General features: G+C 59.9%; 13 protein-coding genes. 6 read left to right on the forward strand and 7 right to left on the reverse strand.

The window, feature by feature from the left end:
* Window positions 1-103: 103 nt before the first annotated feature.
* The gene (locus ACXAH8_RS16350; protein ID WP_475219870.1) at window positions 104-2,539 is read left to right on the forward strand and encodes a GcvT family protein; all 2,436 of its coding nucleotides are present in this window, start codon (window positions 104-106) and stop codon (window positions 2,537-2,539) included.
* Here ACXAH8_RS16350 and ACXAH8_RS16355 read toward each other — a convergent pair.
* Complete coding sequence (locus ACXAH8_RS16355) at window positions 2,536-5,856, reverse strand: adenylate/guanylate cyclase domain-containing protein (protein WP_475219871.1); 3,321 nt, start codon at window positions 5,854-5,856, stop codon at window positions 2,536-2,538. The genes ACXAH8_RS16350 and ACXAH8_RS16355 overlap by 4 nt on opposite strands.
* A 128-nt stretch (window positions 5,857-5,984) precedes the next feature.
* Window positions 5,985-6,884 carry a LysR family transcriptional regulator gene (locus ACXAH8_RS16360; RefSeq protein WP_475219872.1) on the reverse strand — a complete coding sequence of 300 codons (900 nt, stop codon included), beginning with the start codon at window positions 6,882-6,884 and terminating at the stop codon, window positions 5,985-5,987.
* 115 nt (window positions 6,885-6,999) lie between these two features.
* Between ACXAH8_RS16360 and ACXAH8_RS16365 the strand changes: the two genes are divergently transcribed.
* The 4 genes from ACXAH8_RS16365 (at window position 7,000) to ACXAH8_RS16380 (ending at window position 10,460) form a co-directional block, all read left to right on the forward strand.
* Window positions 7,000-7,620: a glutathione S-transferase family protein gene (locus tag ACXAH8_RS16365; protein WP_475219873.1), complete on the forward strand. Its 621-nt coding sequence runs from the start codon at window positions 7,000-7,002 to the stop codon at window positions 7,618-7,620.
* 34 nt (window positions 7,621-7,654) lie between these two features.
* Window positions 7,655-8,131 carry a nuclear transport factor 2 family protein gene (locus ACXAH8_RS16370; RefSeq protein ID WP_475219874.1) on the forward strand — a complete coding sequence of 159 codons (477 nt, stop codon included), beginning with the start codon at window positions 7,655-7,657 and terminating at the stop codon, window positions 8,129-8,131.
* Between the two features lie 23 nt (window positions 8,132-8,154).
* Window positions 8,155-9,780, forward strand: a complete 1,626-nt coding sequence (locus ACXAH8_RS16375; protein WP_475219875.1) for an FAD-binding oxidoreductase — start codon at window positions 8,155-8,157, stop codon at window positions 9,778-9,780.
* Window positions 9,781-9,860: 80 nt separating this feature from the next.
* Entirely contained in the window at window positions 9,861-10,460 is a 600-nt protein-coding gene (locus ACXAH8_RS16380; protein WP_475219876.1) for a rhomboid family intramembrane serine protease, read from the forward strand.
* A gap of 331 nt (window positions 10,461-10,791) precedes the next feature.
* Here ACXAH8_RS16380 and ACXAH8_RS16385 read toward each other — a convergent pair whose 3' ends face one another.
* The 4 genes from ACXAH8_RS16385 to bcoG form a co-directional block, all read right to left on the reverse strand.
* Window positions 10,792-12,018 carry a peptidoglycan-binding domain-containing protein gene (locus ACXAH8_RS16385; RefSeq protein WP_475219877.1) on the reverse strand — a complete coding sequence of 409 codons (1,227 nt, stop codon included), beginning with the start codon at window positions 12,016-12,018 and terminating at the stop codon, window positions 10,792-10,794.
* Window positions 12,019-12,170: 152 nt separating this feature from the next.
* The gene (locus ACXAH8_RS16390; protein WP_475219878.1) at window positions 12,171-13,595 is read right to left on the reverse strand and encodes a carnitine 3-dehydrogenase; all 1,425 of its coding nucleotides are present in this window, start codon (window positions 13,593-13,595) and stop codon (window positions 12,171-12,173) included.
* Complete coding sequence (locus ACXAH8_RS16395; RefSeq protein WP_475219879.1) at window positions 13,592-14,356, reverse strand: SDR family oxidoreductase; 765 nt, start codon at window positions 14,354-14,356, stop codon at window positions 13,592-13,594. The genes ACXAH8_RS16390 and ACXAH8_RS16395 overlap by 4 nt, the downstream gene beginning before the upstream one ends.
* Entirely contained in the window at window positions 14,353-15,270 is a 918-nt protein-coding gene (gene bcoG / locus ACXAH8_RS16400) for a 3-dehydrocarnitine:acetyl-CoA trimethylamine transferase BcoG (RefSeq protein WP_170554807.1), read from the reverse strand. Before bcoG ends, ACXAH8_RS16395 begins: the two co-directional genes overlap by 4 nt.
* 111 nt (window positions 15,271-15,381) lie before the next feature.
* On the opposite strand from bcoG, the gene ACXAH8_RS16405 reads away from it, so the two are divergent.
* Window positions 15,382-16,365 (forward strand): GlxA family transcriptional regulator, encoded by a 984-nt coding sequence (locus ACXAH8_RS16405; RefSeq protein ID WP_475219880.1) that lies wholly within the window; start codon window positions 15,382-15,384, stop codon window positions 16,363-16,365.
* Window positions 16,366-16,376: 11 nt separating this feature from the next.
* On the opposite strand, the gene ACXAH8_RS16410 is transcribed toward ACXAH8_RS16405, so the two are convergent.
* On the reverse strand, window positions 16,377-17,354 hold the full coding sequence (locus ACXAH8_RS16410) for an HpcH/HpaI aldolase/citrate lyase family protein (RefSeq protein ID WP_475219881.1): 978 nt from the start codon (window positions 17,352-17,354) through the stop codon (window positions 16,377-16,379).
* Window positions 17,355-17,463: the final 109 nt, after the last annotated feature.

The following is a 17,463-nucleotide window of genomic DNA, read 5'->3' on the forward strand; positions in this document are numbered from 1 at the left end:
GATTTCTAATTTTGATAACGTCTCATTATATCACTCTATAATTGCACACTGTGACAAACGAACTTCGTATGCAGAGCAAGCGAACTCCGGAGGCTCACCCGCTATGAAATCCCGTACCAAAGTTGTTGTCATCGGCGGCGGCATTGCCGGATGCTCGACACTCTACCACCTGACACAGGAAGGCTGGAGCGACGTGGTTCTGGTCGAGCGGAACGAGCTGACCAGCGGCACCACATGGCATTCGGCGGCGCAGGTGACGAATTTCGGTATGAACCAGACCATGGTCGGGCTGAAGACGCATTCGATCAATCTGTACAAGGAACTCTCCGAAAACCCCGAATATCCGATCAACTACCACCACGCAGATGGCGGCATCCGGCTAGCCAATACCGAAGCGCAGATGCAGGGCTACCGCCACTTTGCTTCGATGGCGCGCGGGATGGGCGTGCATTTTGAGGTGATCGACGCCGAGGAATGCGCCCGCCGTCACCCGCTGATCTCGACCACCAACCTGTTGGGTGGATTGTGGGACCCTCTGGACGGTGACATCGACCCGGCCCAGCTGTGTCAGGCGCTGGCCTATCACGCCCGCAAGGCCGGGGCTGAGGTGTACCGCAATACCCCAGTCATCGCGATGACCCAGCACAAGGATGACACTTGGACCGTGCATACGGAACATGGCGACATCGATTGTGACATCGTCGTCAATGCCTGTGGCTACCGCGTGAACGAAGTGGGCGCGATGATGGGGGTTCACCATCCCGTCGCCTCGATGGAGCATCAGTATTTCCTGACCGAAGATATCCCTGGTATTGCCGAAGCCGGTCACCGGATGCCTCTGCTGCGCTGCCCAATCAGTGATTATTACTGCCGGCAGGAAAAGGGCGGGCTACTGGTCGGGTTCTATGAACAGGACTGCAAAACCTGGGGCATGGACGGGATTGATCCAAACTTTGTAAACGCGCTCTGCCCCGATGATCTGGAACGTGTCATGGACGTTCTTGCCGGAGCGTTTGAACGCATGCCAGCATTGGAAGAAACCGGCATTCGGTCCATCGTGAACGGGCCGATCACCTATACAATCGACGGAGCGCCACTGGTCGGACCGATCCCCGGCAAGCGCAACGCCTTCTGTATCATCGGCCTGCGCGCGGGGTTGGGTGAAGGCGGCGGCCACGGCTGGCTGTTGGCGCAACAGATCGTGCATGGTGAGGCATGCTATGACACGTGGTGCCTCGATCCGCGCCGGTTCACTGGTCATACGAATGTGGAACTGACCTCTCTGAAGGCTATCGAAGACTACCAGAACGAATTCCGGTTCCACTTCCCGCATGAACATCGGCCCGCCGGACGACCGGCCAAGACAACCCCGCTGACGCCTGTACTGGCGGCAGAAGGGGCCGAGTTTACCGTCGTGAACGGGTGGGAGCGGGTGGACTACATCAAGCCATCGCCCGATTTTCACCCCACACTTACCTTCAACTTCGATGAGTCGTTCGACATCGTCACCGAAGACGTGAAGAACGTGCAGGAGAATGTTGGCCTGTGCGAAGTCAACGGCTTCAATCGGTTCGAGATCACCGGCACCGATCGCCACAGTTTCCTCGATCGGATGTTCTGCGGCACGGTCACCAAGCGCGACGGCCGCGTTGGCCTGGGTTACCTGCTGAACCACCACGGCATGGTCAAAGCTGAGGCCACTGTGGCAAACCTGCCTGCCTCGGATCGGGGGCCAGAGCGTGTCTGGTACGGCTCGGCTGCGGCCAGCGAATATCACGACATGGACTGGCTGACCCAGCACATTCGCAAGGATGAGGATGTTCAGATCCGATCCCTGACCAATGACCAGACCATTCTGGTTCTGGCTGGTCCCAAGGCCCGCAATGTTCTGTCGGCCTGTGCGCGCGGCGACTGGTCGAAAGAGGCCTTCCCCTGGCTGTCCGTGCGCGAATGTTTCGTCGGGTTCGCCCCGGCCACGGTCATGGGTGTCAGCTTCTCGGGTGAGTTGGCCTATGAAATCCACGTACCCAACGCCTCGCTCTATGCAGCCTATCTGGCCTTGCGCGCGGCGGGTGAGGCCCATGGCATGAAGCTGTTTGGCGCGCGCGCGGTGGATTCCATGCGGATGGAGAAGGGATTTCTGCATTGGAAATCCGACATCCTCACGGAATTCGACCCATATGAGACCGGTTTGGATCGGTTCGTAAACCCGAATAAGGGCGAATTCATCGGCAAGGAGGCCCTGTTGGAACGTCGCGCCAGCGGCAAGCGCAAGCAACTCGTGACGCTGCAGATCGACGCCACCCACGCACCCGCTCATGGCGGGGCTTCGTTGATGCATGGCGACACTGTGGTTGGCACCGTCACCTCGGGCGACTGGGGTCATCGGGTCGGGCGGAACCTGGCCTACGCGTTCATTGATACAGCGCTGGCGGGCGAAGGGACCAACGTTCAGATTGACATGTATGGGGATCTAGTCGACGCGCAGGTCATCCTTGCCTCACCCTATGATCCTGAACACGTACGGATGCGCGCCTAGGCCGTTTCCACCCCAGCCAACAATTCACGAGCGAGGCGCATCTCAACCGTTTGGTCCCCGCCCGAGATCGCTTCAGCCGCCGCCTGAAGCTCTGAGTTTGCAATCGCCGAGCAGTGAAACCGCTCGCAGGTTCGGGCGAAATTTATGGCCGTATGGAGGGCAAACATCCGCGCCTTCTGGTCCTTTGCGCGGGACAAAGCCTGTCGGAATTCCGCCTCGGCTGGACTGGTTGAGGATTTCGCCAGCGCATAAACCCGGTCGGTTTCTGCCTGTGCCCACCCCTCGTTGGTCAAACGCTGATGTTCACGCGCTTCCGCCAAAGCGGTCAGAGCACCTTCGTGGTCGCCCATGGCAAGCGTGACTTCGGCAATCAGTGTCATGAAGAACGGTTTGTGATTTCCCGCTCCGCTGGCCCACCATGCATCCGTCGCCCTTTTGAGGTCCTTGATGGTTTCCGGGCCAGGGGATGCGTAGGCCTTGACCCAGCTTCTCCAGACATTGGCTGTCAGGGTCATGAAGGTGAACGCGTGCTTGTTCGACAGCTCTTCCAGTTGCTCCATCTCCCGGGTCACAGCGACCGGATCGCGGCGCAGAAGATGCAGCATACACAGGTAAGTCAGAGCCTGCGCCACGCTATGGGCATGTTCGAGGTCGCGGGCAGCCTCAACCGCCCGATTCTGTATTTCCAGCGCCTTGTCCGGCTCACCACGCATCCAGGTGGCAAGGCTCAGGAAGCAAGAGGTTATGGCCGCGTGGTCGGATCCATAGACATATGCCAGATGGGCATCGCGGTCGGGGCGGTAAAGCGCCAACGCCTGTTCGAGATGCGCGTGGGCGGGGTCCAGCTCTCCGATATGAAACAGCACCGCGCCCATCGCCCGATGGGCCACCATCTGATGTTGCGTTTCGCCTGATGTTTCCGCCAAGTGGAGAAGTTGTCGCGCGACGGCCCGCGCCAAATCATACTCACCCCGAACTAAGTGAAAGGAATAGAGGCCGTTGAGGACCGGGAACAGGTTCTCTGTCTCATCCATGCGTTCGCACAAGTCCCGTATCCGGGCATAGGTCGAACCGGTCTCATCCGCTGCGATACCAGCCGTCGACCGCAGAACCCCTGCGCGCAAAGTCTGTATCTCGATCTCTCTCTTGTCACGCTCAGTACTGGTCGTCTGATCGCCCAGCAGATCAAGCGCCAGGGACAGCTGCGTGTTAGCCTCGGTATTGGCCGAGCGTTTGACGGCGCGCTGACCCGCCAGATAGCGACAGTCGATCGCCTCATCCACCATACCTGCAAGGGTGTAGTGATGGGCCAGAACTTCTGGGCCTGCATCCTCGACCGCTGAGGTTTTCTGGTCCAGCGTTTTGGCCACCCGTTCGTGCAGAACCCGGCGTTCGGTTTTCAGAAGACTGTTATAGGCGGTGTCGCGGATCAGGGCGTGGCGATAGTTGAAGGTCTGCAACTCGTCATCTCCTGAGGTCGTGACGATGCCAGCCTCAACCAACAGGTCCAAGCCGGACCGCAGCACAGTATCGCTGAATCGCGACACTTTCGAGATCAGCGGATACGAGAATTGCGGCCCAATCACAGCCCCGATCTGCGCCACTTCTTTGGCCGAGCTCAGGCGATCCAAACGTGCCATCAACGCATCATGCAATGCACTGGGAACTGAGCTTGCAGCAGAGGCCCCTCCGCTGGCGCGAGCAATTGGAGCATCGGGCATATCGCCTGCTTCCAGTAGATCCTTCGTCACCTCTTCCACGTAGAGCGGCACACCATCGGATCGGGCCGCTACCAGTTCATACATGGCGTCGGGGATGTCCTGCCCTTGCGCGACCTCATTTGCGATGCGTTTAACGTCTTGAAAATCAAGCTGCCTGAGCACCACTTTGGTCAGATTGGATTGCAACGCCCAACCCGGATCAAATTCCGGCCGGAAAGTCATTGCAACCATCACCGGAAGATCCCGGAGACGGTCAACAAGCCGATCCATCAACGCCTTTGTCGTCGGGTCGAGCCAATGCGCATCCTCAAACAACAGCAAAACCGGCTTTTCCGACGCATGGGCCAGCAAATGGTCCAACAACATCTCGTGCGTCTGATCCATGATCTGCTGCGGTGTCAGGGTCAGCGGCCCCAGCCGATCCTCGAACGGGACCGACAATAGCGACGCGGCCAATCGCAGGACCTGATCCGAGGGGTCTTTCAAAACCGACGAAATCTTCTCCAGCTTTGCCTCATCCGAGTCCTCAGACCCCAGGTCGGCGACATGGTGAAGCCGCCGGATGATCGGATAAAACGAGCTGGCAAAATGATACGGCGAACACTGCAGCCGAATTCGCTCATGCGCGCCTTGGGGGGCTTTCTGCCGCAACTCCTCAATCAGGCGCGATTTCCCGATCCCCGGCTCTCCGGACACCAGAACGATTTGACCTTCGCCCTCACTGGCCAGCTTCCACTTGTCGCTGAGCGTCTCATATTCTGTCATGCGACCGATCAGAGGGCCGAGCGAGGCACCCTCAACGCGCCTGAAACGGCTGTCCGTATCGCGCGCGCCGGTTACTTGCCACGCCTCGACTTCGTTCGTGAACCCTTTCAGCTTGAAAGACCCTTGCAGCACATAGTCGAAGGCCCCACCCGCCAATTGATGCGTCCGAGGTGACACGATCATGGTGCCGGGTTCCGCCATCGCTTGAAGACGGGCGGCCAGATTGGGTGTCTCACCCATCGCGGTTCCGTCTTCGAACATCTTCTCACCGCGCAAATCGCCAACCACGACCAGACCGGTGGCGATCCCGATACGCACCTGAAGTTTCGCGTGAGTGCGGATTTCCGGCACTTCTCGGATGATGCGCAAGCCGGCGCGAATGGCGCGCTCGGGGTCTTCTTCATGGGCCAGCGGAAACCCGAAGAACACCATGATCCCGTCACCGTAATAGCTTGCAATCTGACCATCGAAATCCGCGACCGAAGCCGCGCAAGTCTCTTTGAACAGCCGTAGAACCTCGGCCAAATCCTCAGGATCGACCCGTTGCGATATCTCGGTCGAGCCGACCAGATCAATGAACATGACCGTCAGCTGACGGCGTTCGGCCACGATCGACGCGCCCAGTGCCGTGTTTTGAGGTCGGGGGGTGCCGTCAGTGGTTGCGCGCACCGCCTTCATGAACCGCCGCCGAGGCCCCAGCGGCAGGCCAATGGTCACGAGGTCTTCGTCGGTCAGCTCTGTCAGGTCGCCCAGCTCAATCTCATTGTCGGCGAAGGCACTGGCGTATTTGGCCAGTCCGTGCTTGTTCAGCCAACGTTCGATTTCGGCCATTACATCCCTTCCACGGCTGCGGGCGTCCCCTCAAAAACTGAATGCAGTGAGAGTTGCCCATCGCTCGACCCTACGAAAACAAGGGGCCAGGGATAGGTCAAGGGTCTAGGCACCTGAAGGCATAGCCGTCACGCCCCGGCGTTGCAGATCAAGTCATCGCTCGCCAGATGGTCGATCAACGCGCGGACCCGCGTGGTCAGGCGTCGGTTCTGCGGGAAAAGTGCGGCCACAACGTAAGGTATGACACGGTGTTCGGCGAACAGCTCGACCAATTCCCCGGACCTAAGGGCATCGGCCACCGTGTAGGCCGGGCATCTGGCAACGGCCACTCCTGCAGCGGCTAACCGCGCCGAGGCCGCAGGCGCATTGGCCTGAAGGCGACCATTGACGTGAACCGCCACCTCGTTGCCATCGACATCAAACCGCCAGACTGCAGGGTCGCTCATGTTGCCGTCCAGAATGCACTCATGCGTGGCAAGGGCACTTGGATGCGCGGGCACACCTGCACGGTCGAGATAGTCAGGAGACGCACACACAATCAGCGGCATCGGCCCCAGCCGGCGCATCTTGAGGGAACTGTCTCGTGTCGGCCCGATCCGGATCGCCAAATCCAGACCCTCTTCTACTATCGACACCCGGCGGTCTGAAAGGTTGAGGTCAATTTCGACCTCAGTGTGCTGTTCGACAAAAGCCGCCAGCGACGGGGCAAGCCGTAGTGAGCCGAACCCTGTCGGCGCAGAAATCCGTATCACACCGCGCAAAGAGATCTGCGCATTGCGCACCGCCTCCTCCATTTCGTCAAACCCGTCCAGAAGCGGTTCGCACATCGCCAGGTAGGTCGCCCCCGCATCGGTAAGGGATACACTGCGAGTCGTTCGGTTCAGAAGCTGAACGCCCAGTGCCTCCTCCAGATCGGCCACGTATTTGCTGACCAAACGAGACGACCGCCCAAGCCGCTGGGCTGCCAAAGTGAACGAGGCATTCTGTGCCACCAGCGCAAAGGCGCGCATTCGGTCGATCTTGTCCATGTATTTTACGCCCTCCTAGGGCTTAATGATCCCCTAAAACTGCCCATTATCTCCCGAGATGGCAAGCTGTATATATAGCTGCAGAAGCAATTCCGCGCATGACAGGAGCTGACAAATGTCGAACGCAGTACGTATCCACCACTTCCCGAAATCCGGCCACGCGCACCGCGCCCTGGTCTTTGCCAAGTTGGCCGGTATCGCCCACGAGGCCGTTTTCGTCGATCTGGCCGCAGGCGCTCATAAATCGCCCGAGTTTCTGGAGATGAATCCCAACGGGCAAGTCCCCGTGCTTGAGGATGGCGATGTTGTAGTCTCGGATTCCAATGCGATTCTCGTATACCTCGCCCGGCAATACGCGCCCGACTGGATGCCGACCGACGCGGTGGGCGAGGCGGCGGTGCAGCGCTGGCTGACTCTCGCCGCGGGTGAGATCGCATTCGGATCCGCCGCGGCGCGGTTGATCACGGTGTTTGGTGCACCTCTGGACGTCGATTTCGCCGCCGCAACCGCAGCCAAGGCGATGCAAAAGCTTGAACAAGGACTGGAAGGCCACGACTGGCTGGTTGGCGACCGACCGACCATCGCAGATGTCGCTGCCTACTCCTACACGGCCCATGCGCCCGAGGGGAATGTCTCGCTCGACCCCTATCCGAATGTGCGGGCATGGATCGCCCGGTTCGAGGCGCTGGACGGGTTCGAACCGATGCCGGCCACGGCCGCGGGCCTTGTCGCCTGAACGTCCTCGCCAGACACCGCATCGGAGACTTGCAATGACACAAGAAGAACCTCGCCAACCTCTGCCGCCCTTCACCCGCGAAACCGCGATTGAAAAGGTCCGTCTGGCCGAAGACGGCTGGAATGGCCGCAACCCGGCCAAGGTCGCGCTGGCCTACACGCCGGACAGCAAATGGCGCAACCGGGCAGAATTCCCCGTTGGCCGCGCCGAGATCGAGGCGTTTCTGACCCGCAAATGGAACAAGGAACTGGACTATCGCCTGATCAAGGAGCTCTGGGCCCATGACGGCAACCGCATCGCGGTGCGATACGCCTATGAATACCGTGATGACAGCGGGCACTGGTTCCGGGCCTACGGCAACGAAAATTGGGAATTCGACGAGAGTGGCTACATGGCCAACCGGTTTGCCAGCATCAACGAATTGCCGATCACAGAGGATGAGCGCAAGTTCCACTGGCCTCTGGGCCGCCGCCCGGACGACCATCCGGGGCTGAGCGATCTGGGCCTTTAAACACACTGCAAGGAGGTAAGACGATGTCTGGCACGGATACTCCGTTTCACGCGGGCGAACTGGCGGCGCAGGTGCGGGCGGGTGCGGGCGATATAGCCCGCAGGGCCGCGCCGTACATTCGCGACCACTTACCCGACCAGCATCGTGCCTTCTATAAAGCGCAGCCGTTTCTGGTGGCTGCGTCCAGCGATGCAGAAGGCCGCATATGGGCGACAATCATTGAAGGCGAGGACGGGTTCGTTCATTCGCCTGATCCAAAAACGCTGATAGTTGATACCCTGATTGACCCGTGTGATCCGATGGCAGAAAGCCTGCGAAAAGGGGCTGATATCGGCGTTGTCGGCATCGAGCTGGCGACGCGGCGACGCAATCGGTTCAGCGGTCGGACCCGTCCAACCGACACTGGTTTTGCAATCGACATCCGCCAGAGCTTCGGCAACTGCCCTCAGTACATCAATGAACGCGACTGGCGGCGGGTGGCCACCAATAAACCTGCAGAGGCGGTTGTATCGGACCACCTCGACCCCGAACAGATCGTCCGTATCAGCGCCTCGGATACCTTGTTCATCGGGTCCGGCCGACATGGTCCGCAACACGCGGCGTCGAACGGGTTTGATGCCTCTCATCGCGGAGGGACACCCGGTTTTGTCCGCGTGGTCGCTCCAAACCGTCTGCGTATTCCCGACTATTCCGGAAACAATTTCTTCAATACGATTGGCAACCTGTTGGAGAACCCCCGCATCGGGCTGCTATTCGTCGATTTCGCGACTGGAGGGCTGCTGCATCTGTCCGGGCGGGCCGAGATCGACTGGGCGCCGGCCGAGGCGCGTGACCCCAACATTCTGCGCATGATCGACGTTCAGGTCGACGCCGTGATTGACCGACCAAACGCGCTGTCGTTGCGATGGTCGGCTGAGCCGACCCCATCGAGGCAGCTGGTCGTTACGGACAAGACTACCGAGGCCGAGGGGATTACCTCATTTCACTTGCGACCCACAAACGGAGGTCCACTTGCCACGATTGAGGCAGGGCAGCACCTGCCGATTGTGCTCAGCGTTCCGACCCATGACACCAAGCTTAGGCGGACATACACCCTGTCCGGCAACCCGGCCGAGGACCACTACAGGATCACTGTGAAACGCGAGCCTAATGGCACGGCGTCTCGCTATCTGCACGACAAGGTGCAAGTAGGTGACATTATCGAGGCCAAACCGCCATCCGGAGATTTCCTGATCCCCTCCGGTGACAGCCCCCTTGTCCTTGTCAGCGCCGGCGTTGGCGTGACCCCGATGGTCGCAATGCTGCATCAGACTGTGGCACAGCACCCTGATCGTCCGGTCTGGTTCATACACGCCGCGCGCAACGGACGATTTCACGCGTTGCGCGGCGAAACTGACCGCTTGATCGCCGCCAGCTCGTCCGCACGGAAACGGATCTACTACAGTGCGCCCGAGGCGCAGGACGTGGCGGGCCAGGATTTTGACATTAAAGGCCGGATCACGGCGCAAGAGTTGATCGCATTGAACGCCGGTCCCAACGCTCAGTACTTGCTCTGCGGTCCGTTGGATTTCATGACCGACCTGAAGGCCGGTCTTGAAGCGTTAGAGGTTGAGGAAAACCAGATCCATTTCGAGGTCTTTTCTACCTGAGTGCGTCAGCGACCGCGCTCTGATCCGACCATCCTGCAAGGCATATTGATCGTTCTCCCTGCTGGGATTATCTATCTCAGATGATTGATAAAAACGGTAAAAGCGTTGTTTTTTCGCGGTTCAAGGTCCTGGCGCTCTTCATAGCGGTGCTTTGGGCGATACAGGTTCTCAATTGGACGGTTGGGTACCGCCTGAACCTCGCGTTCGGGCTGATCCCAAGGCAGATCGCCGGGTTGGACGGTATCTTTGGCATGCCGCTTCTGCATGCCAGCTTTCCCCATCTCATTTCAAACACGCCTCCGCTGATCCTGATGGGGGCCTTGCTGGCGGCGACAGCAACACGGGCATTGTTGGTCGTGAACGCCGTCATCATTGCCTTGGGCGGAGCGCTGGTCTGGCTGTTCGGAAACACAGCCATCCATATCGGCGCATCCGGGCTGGTGTTCGGGTGGTTCGGCTTTCTGGTCGCGCGGGGATTGGTTGATCGGTCGCCCGTGACCCTTGCCGTGGCCATGGTGGTTGGGGTGCTTTACGGATCAATCCTTTGGGGCGTTCTGCCCGGTCAGCCCGGCATCTCGTGGGAGGCGCATCTGTTCGGCGCAATCGCAGGCGTTGCCGCGGCTTTGCTCGTCCGAACTCACGTACATGCCCCGCGGATTTTGAACGTGGACCAACCGTAGCCAGCATTACGAGGCAAGGGGTCGATTGCGGATCGCTGACACACCCTTGGCGCCGGGATTTGCCCGATCCTGATCGACGTATCCTCGCCCACCGCATTGGCTGGCGGAACAAGCGGGTATGTCGCTGGCCGCCAATGCCAAACAGCACGCCTTTGAGGTGTTTGCGCACGGGCATTGTATCTTGATGCATTCAGAAGCGCGTGACGCCGAGAATTAAACATACATCGCTGGATTGCGCCGGACTGTGCGGCACTCGATCATAGTTCCTGCTATCGCAGCGCTGGAAAAAACCGCGGGCGATCCTTGCGCCCGCGGAACAGGTCATCCAGACCTACTGAGTCTTTGTCATCGCCGCACGCAGCAATTCCGGGCGATCCGATTGTGATGGCAGGAACACGGCCTGAGATCCGGCATCCAGCGCGGACAGGCTTGCGTCATACCATTGCATCGCCAGATCGCGACGCTCCTGCACGCCGAAACCTTCGCGCAGGTGGTGGCCGATCAGCTCTCCGTAGGCGGGTTCACCCATGGCAACCAGCATCAGGGCCGAGCCCACGGCGCTGTCCATATTATCCTGACGGTAGCCCATCGCCAGACAGACCTTGCTGGTCGCGGCAAGGTCTTCGGGGCTGAGGCCGGAATCCAGAGCCAGCTTGCGCATTTGCGTTTCGGCGTCGGCTTTCGACGTCAACGACAGCGAGACAACCTGTGGCGCTAGCATCTCACCATAGGACTCGCATTGCGCCGCTACTTGATCCGGTGTCAGGCCCTGAATGTCCTGCATCAGATCCTCACCCCTCGCCATGGCGTAGCTGCGCGCCAGACAAAACTGCTCGCTCAGGGCGAAATCTGGGTCCGACATATTCGCCAGCGTCGTGTAGCCGCCATTGGTCGAAGTTTGCAGCATCACCGCACTACAACGGTTGGCCAGAGACGGGCCACCGGTACCGCCCGCAAACAAGCTTGGCAGGGCTGCGGAGGCAGTTTCGGTCGCTTCCGGTTCGGGCGCCGGTTCGGCAGGTGCCGCCGTTGCAGTCACAGGTGCCACAGGTTGTGGCGCGGGTTGCGGAGCAGCGGCCACAGCTGTGCCCGTTTGGACTTGCCGACGATAGGCCATCAACAAAGGCTGACCGGAAAGCTGAGTGCTGGCCTGGCCGCCACTTGTACCCCAGTAATACGCTTGCATCAGGAAATCGCGCTGATAGGGTTGGAAATCATACCCGTTGACCGGGTATCCCATTGACGCCTGATACCGTTGGATTGCAGCTCGCGTGCCGGCACCCACCTGACCATCAACCCGCCCTGCGTTGTAGCCAAAATAGTTGAGCGCCGTTTGCGTCTGCGCCCCTTGCGAGGTGGATGGGATGCCCGACCGATATGTCCGGGTGGTCGAGCGCTGCGCTTTCTTCTTTTGCTGATCTTTGCCGATTGCGTAGCCAACCACGCCTCCGACGACCGCGCCACCGATGAAATCACCCGCGTCTGCCCGGGCAATCTGGGGATTCGCGGTCGACAAAGCGAAGGTCAAACAAAGTGCTGCCACTAAACGAAAAATCATAATTTACCTCCAAAACACAACAACAATTGGAGGAAATTATAACACAACGCCGCCGGGCTCGCGGAAAAAAGGCGGATCAGGATCTTTGCAGATCGACCCGCCAGTAGATGCCGCCGCCGGATTCATGAACCCAGAGGCGGCACGCGTTGCTATCAGCCCCGTTGCCCCACATGGCGGCCCGCCCCCTGAGGGGCTGGCAGCTTGGCGTGATCTTCGGCGAAAGCGGTCAGTTTCGCGGCCACTCCCTCGGTCGGCAGAGAGGTTTTGCGCGCGTTCAGATCCATATGCAGCAACAGGGTTTCGACGGTGGCCGCGACCTCTCCATCCGGGCCGTGCAGACGGTGGAACAGGTGCATTTTCTTGCCTTCACCGCGCAGAACCTGCGTTGTGACGGTCAGCCGATCCCCTGCATGCAATTCCGCATGGTACTGCACGAAGTTCTCAACCGTGAAGTAGCTGTTGCCCGCGGCGATATAGTCTGCATCCGCGTCGATCATCAGCATGAAATTGTCCGTCGCCTGGGCCGAGACCTCGATATAGTGGGCCTCATTCATGTGGCCATTATAGTCTGTCCAACTTTGCGGGATGACACGATCCACCGTGATCGGCAGATCATCACCTTCGGGGTCAGGCAACATCGCTTCGTGCGCGTTCAGAACGCCGCCCGCACCACTGCCGGTTTTCTTCAGCGCTCGCATCATCCCGATCAGGTTGTCATCGCGCAGACGCTCCAGTTCGCGGATCGACATATGGCCGGATTGCGCGTCCGACTGACCCGCGATCAGGTCGACCAGTTCATCGGTAAATTCCGGCACATCCATCAACTTGGTCCAGGGCCATTGCAGGGCCGGGCCGAATTGCGCCATGAAGTGTTTCATCCCCGCCTCGCCACCCGCGACGCGGTAGGTTTCGAACAGGCCCATCTGCGCCCAGCGGATGCCGAACCCCATGCGGATCGCTTCGTCGATTTCTTCGGTCGTGGCGACGCCATCCTTGACCAGCCAAAGCGCCTCACGCCAGACAGCCTCGAGGAAACGGTCGGCGATATGCGCATCAATCTCTTTGCGCACAGTCAGCGGATACATCCCAATGGACCGCAGGATATCCGACGCCTTGGCACATGTGTCGGCGTCCCCCACTAGCTCGACCAGCGGCAGCAGGTAGACGGGGTTGAACGGGTGCGCGACGACGACGCGGCCGCCGTGTTCGTTCAGCTCAGAGGGCTTGAAACCTGAGGTCGAAGACCCGATCACCGCATCCGCAGGCGACAGTTCGTCGATCTGCGCGTGGATCTTGTGCTTGAGGTCCAAACGCTCGGGCACGCTTTCCTGAACCCACGCGGCACCGGCCAAAGCCTCACCCATATCGTCATGAAAGGTCAGAGCACCCTCGGCCGGCAGCGCCTTGTCATAAAGGGCGGGCAAGGCACGGCGGGCATTGTCCATTACTTCGCCGATTTTACGCTCGGCTTCCGGGTCCGGGTCAAAGACCGATACGTTCCAGCCGTTCAGCAGAAAGCGGGCGACCCAGCCCCCGCCGATCACGCCGCCTCCGACGATGGTTGCTTTTTGTGTCATGGCGCGAGTGTCTCCGTATGGCCATCAATGGACAGAACCTGCCCCGAGATTTTGGTCCCCGCCTCCGAGGCAAGGAAATGTATGCTGTTCGCCACGTCCTGCGCCGTGACCCATGTTTTCATGGACACGCCTGTCACATAGGCGGCGCGCATGGTCTCAATACTCTGACCATGGGCGGCGGCTTCGTTCGCCAAAACGCGCTCCATCCGGTCGCCTTCAACAGCTCCGGGACAGATCGCGTTGACGCGGATGCCAAAGGGGCCAAGCTCCATCGCGAGGGTTTTGGTCAAGCCGATCAAGGCCCATTTAGCCGCCGCATAGGGCGACCGCATCGGATAGCCCATGATCCCAGCGGTGGACGAGGTCATGACTATCAGGCCACTTTTTTGCGCCTTCATGACCCGCGCCGCCCAGCGGCAGGTCAGATAGGCGCCGTGCACGTTGGTGGCGAGGCATTGCTGCCACGCGTCATAGGCAAGGTCTTCGATCGGCCCGGCGGGGCCGCCGGTACCGGCATTGGCGCAGACCACATCAATGCCGCCCCATTCCGCCTCAACGGAACTCAGGAAGGCGTCCATGGCGGGTTCCGAGGTGACATCGGCCACCACGGCGATACTGCCGGGATGCGCTTCGGCAAAGCTCTGAACCGCGGCAGGGTCTGCATCGCAGACCGCGACCCGTGATCCGTCTTGAATGAATTGCTCCGCAATGACGCGGCCGATGCCAGCCGCGCCTGCGGTTACAAGAACGCGCCTGCTCATTTCGCGACGGGAGCGCGCTTGGTCAGGCCCAGTTTCTCACGCACGGCGTCCGGGCCGATGATCTTGGCGCCCATGTTCTCGATCACTGTAACGGCACGTTCGACCAGTTGTGCGTTGGTGGCCAGAACGCCTTTTTCCAGAAAAAGGTTGTCCTCAAGCCCTACGCGGACATTGCCACCCGCCAGCACCGATTGTGCAACATAGGGCATCTGATCGCGACCCAGCGAGAAGGCCGACCATGTCCAATCAGACGGCACCGCATTGACCATCGCCATGAACGTGTTGATGTCGTTGGGGGCACCCCACGGGACACCCATACACAGTTGGACCAGAGCGTTGGGCTCCAGAATACCCTCTTTCACCAATTGCTTGGCGAACCATAGGTGGCCGGTGTCGAAGGCTTCGATCTCGGGCTTTACGCCAAGATCGGTCATCATCTGACCCATCGCCCGCAACATGCCGGGGGTGTTGGTCATCACATAGTCTGCCTCGGCAAAGTTCATTGTACCGCAATCGAGCGTGCAGATTTCCGGCAGACATTCGGCAATATGCGCCATCCGCTCCGTCGCGCCGATCATGTCAGTGGCCGCTTCATTGACCGGAAACGGGTTTTCGGTCGGGCCGAACACAATATCACCGCCCATACCGGCCGTCAGGTTCAGCACCACATCGACCTCAGCATCGCGAATGCGGTCTGTCACCTCGCGGTACAGGCCCAGATCGCGCGAGGGCACGCCGGTTTCGGGGTCGCGTACGTGGCAATGCACAACGGCAGCCCCCGCCTTGGCCGCATCAATCGCCGAATTGGCAATCTGCTCGGGCGAGCGCGGCACATGCGGAGACTTGTCCTGCGTCCCACCCGATCCAGTGATGGCACAGGTGATGAAAACTTCGCGGTTCATGGCAAGGGGCATATCTTTGTCCTTCGATCAGCAGGAATCGCGCCTTGGAAGGCGACGGAATGCGGCAACGCTACTTTCAAAACCCCGCAACCAACGATACATTTCTCGTCAGGAGGAATACTTTTGTCGTCATCCCCTCATGAGCATTTCGAGTTCCTGCTACTGGACGGGTTTTCCAACATGGTTCTGGCCAGCGCGCTGGAGCCATTGCGGGACGTCAAGATGCGCGCGCTCTACGCCAGCCCGGGTTGGGAGATCACCAGCCTGAACGGTGAACCCGTGGAAAGCTCGAGCGAAATACAAGTTTCTCCCAATCGGGCCTTCGACCCGACGAAATCGACCGGAACGCTGGTCATCGTGGCCGGTTACCGCGTCCGGCAGCAGATTACCAAGGAATTGCTTGCAGCGATCCGACTGGCTGTTCGGACCGCCTGTCGCGTTCTGGCCTTGGATACGGCAGCCTGGATTCTGGCCGAAGCCGGGGTTCTGGACGGGCACCAAGCCACGATCCACTGGCAAGAGTTTGATGCCTTTCGCGAAAGCTTTCCCAAAGTGAACGTGTCCAGCGCCCGGTTTGTCCATTCCGGACCGTTTCTGACCTGCGGAGGGGCCAGCACGGCGCTGGAACTGACCCTCGACCTGATCCAGAACCTGTTCGGCCCCGCCGCCGCATTTGATGCATCGAACATGTTCATCTACGACCCTGCCCGCCAATCCGAGCTGAAGCGCGGTTCTCAACAATTGCAAGATCGTGGGTCGCCGAAACTGCTGGACGCGCTGAATGTCATTGCCGAAAACGTTGAGACTCCGCTGACAACCTTTGAACTTGCCGAACGCGTCTCGCTCTCCGAGCGCAGCCTCAGCCGCGCATTTGCAGATGAGCTGGGGATGACGACTGGCAAATACTACAAGCTCTATCGTCTGCAACATGCGCGCTATCTGGCGCAGGAAACGAGACTGAGTGTCGAACAGATTGCCCTAAGATGCGGGTTTTCCTGTGCGTCGGCCTTGGGGCGGTCGTTCACCCGTGAATTCGGCCGCCCGATCAGCGCCTTTCGCCCGCAAAACCGAAACGGGCCGTTCGATGGGACAGCCCGCTCCGTCTAACGCTTGGCAGATCACGCGGCAGCGATCTGACCTGCCTTTTCAACCAGCACCTCCGCCTGCCGGATCGAGGCATAGTCAATCAGGCGACCGTCCAGCGAGACAGCGCCCTTGCCTGCCGCCTCTGCATCGGCCATCGCGACGAGAATCCGCTTGGCCTTGTCCACCTCGGCATCCGAAGGCGACATGACCTCATTGGCCAGCGCGATCTGGCTGGGGTGAATGGCCCACTTGCCCTCACAACCCAGAACCGCTGCGCGCTTGGCCGCCGCGCGATAGCCAGCGGGGTCCTGAAAATCACCGAACGGGCCGTCGATCGGGCGCAGGCCGTTTGCGCGCGCCGCAACAACCATACGCGCCAGCGCGTAGTGCCACATATCACCCCAATGGGTCATGCGGCCGCCCTCAGGATCGGCGTCCGTCAGGACCGAGTAGTCCGGGTTCACACCGCCAATGATGGTTGTCCGCGCACGGGTCGAGGCCGCATAGTCGGCAACCCCGAAATGCAGGCTTTCGTTGCGTTTCGATGCGGCAGCAATCTCGCTGACATTCTGCATGCCGAGCGCCGTTTCGATGATATGCTCGAACCCGATCCGCTTTTTGTAGCCCTTGGCGTCCTCGATCTGGGTGACCAACATGTCGACAGCATAGACATCGGCGGCAGTGCCGACCTTGGGGATCATGATCAGGTCTAGACGCTTACCGGCCTGTTCGACCACATCCACCACGTCGCGATACATATAGTGCGTATCCAGCCCGTTGATCCGCACCGACATGGTCTTGTTGCCCCAGTCGATGTCATTCAGGGCCTCGATGATGTTCGCTCTAGCCTGTTCTTTTTCGTCGGGCGCGACGGCGTCTTCCAGATCCAGGAAGATCACATCCACATCCGACTTGGCCGCTTTTTCAAACATGCCGGGCTGGCTGCCCGGAACAGCCAGTTCGCTGCGGTTCAGACGGGCCGGAGCCTGTTCGATTGGGTGAAAGCTCATGGTTTAGGGTCCTTGGTTTTACAGGTTCGGATAGATAGGGAAGCGGGCGCAGAGGTCAGCGACTTCTGCTTTGACCTTGGCCTCGACGTCGGCGTTGCCGTCTTCGCCA

This window comes from Ruegeria sp. ABV3_008, from assembly GCF_056161185.1.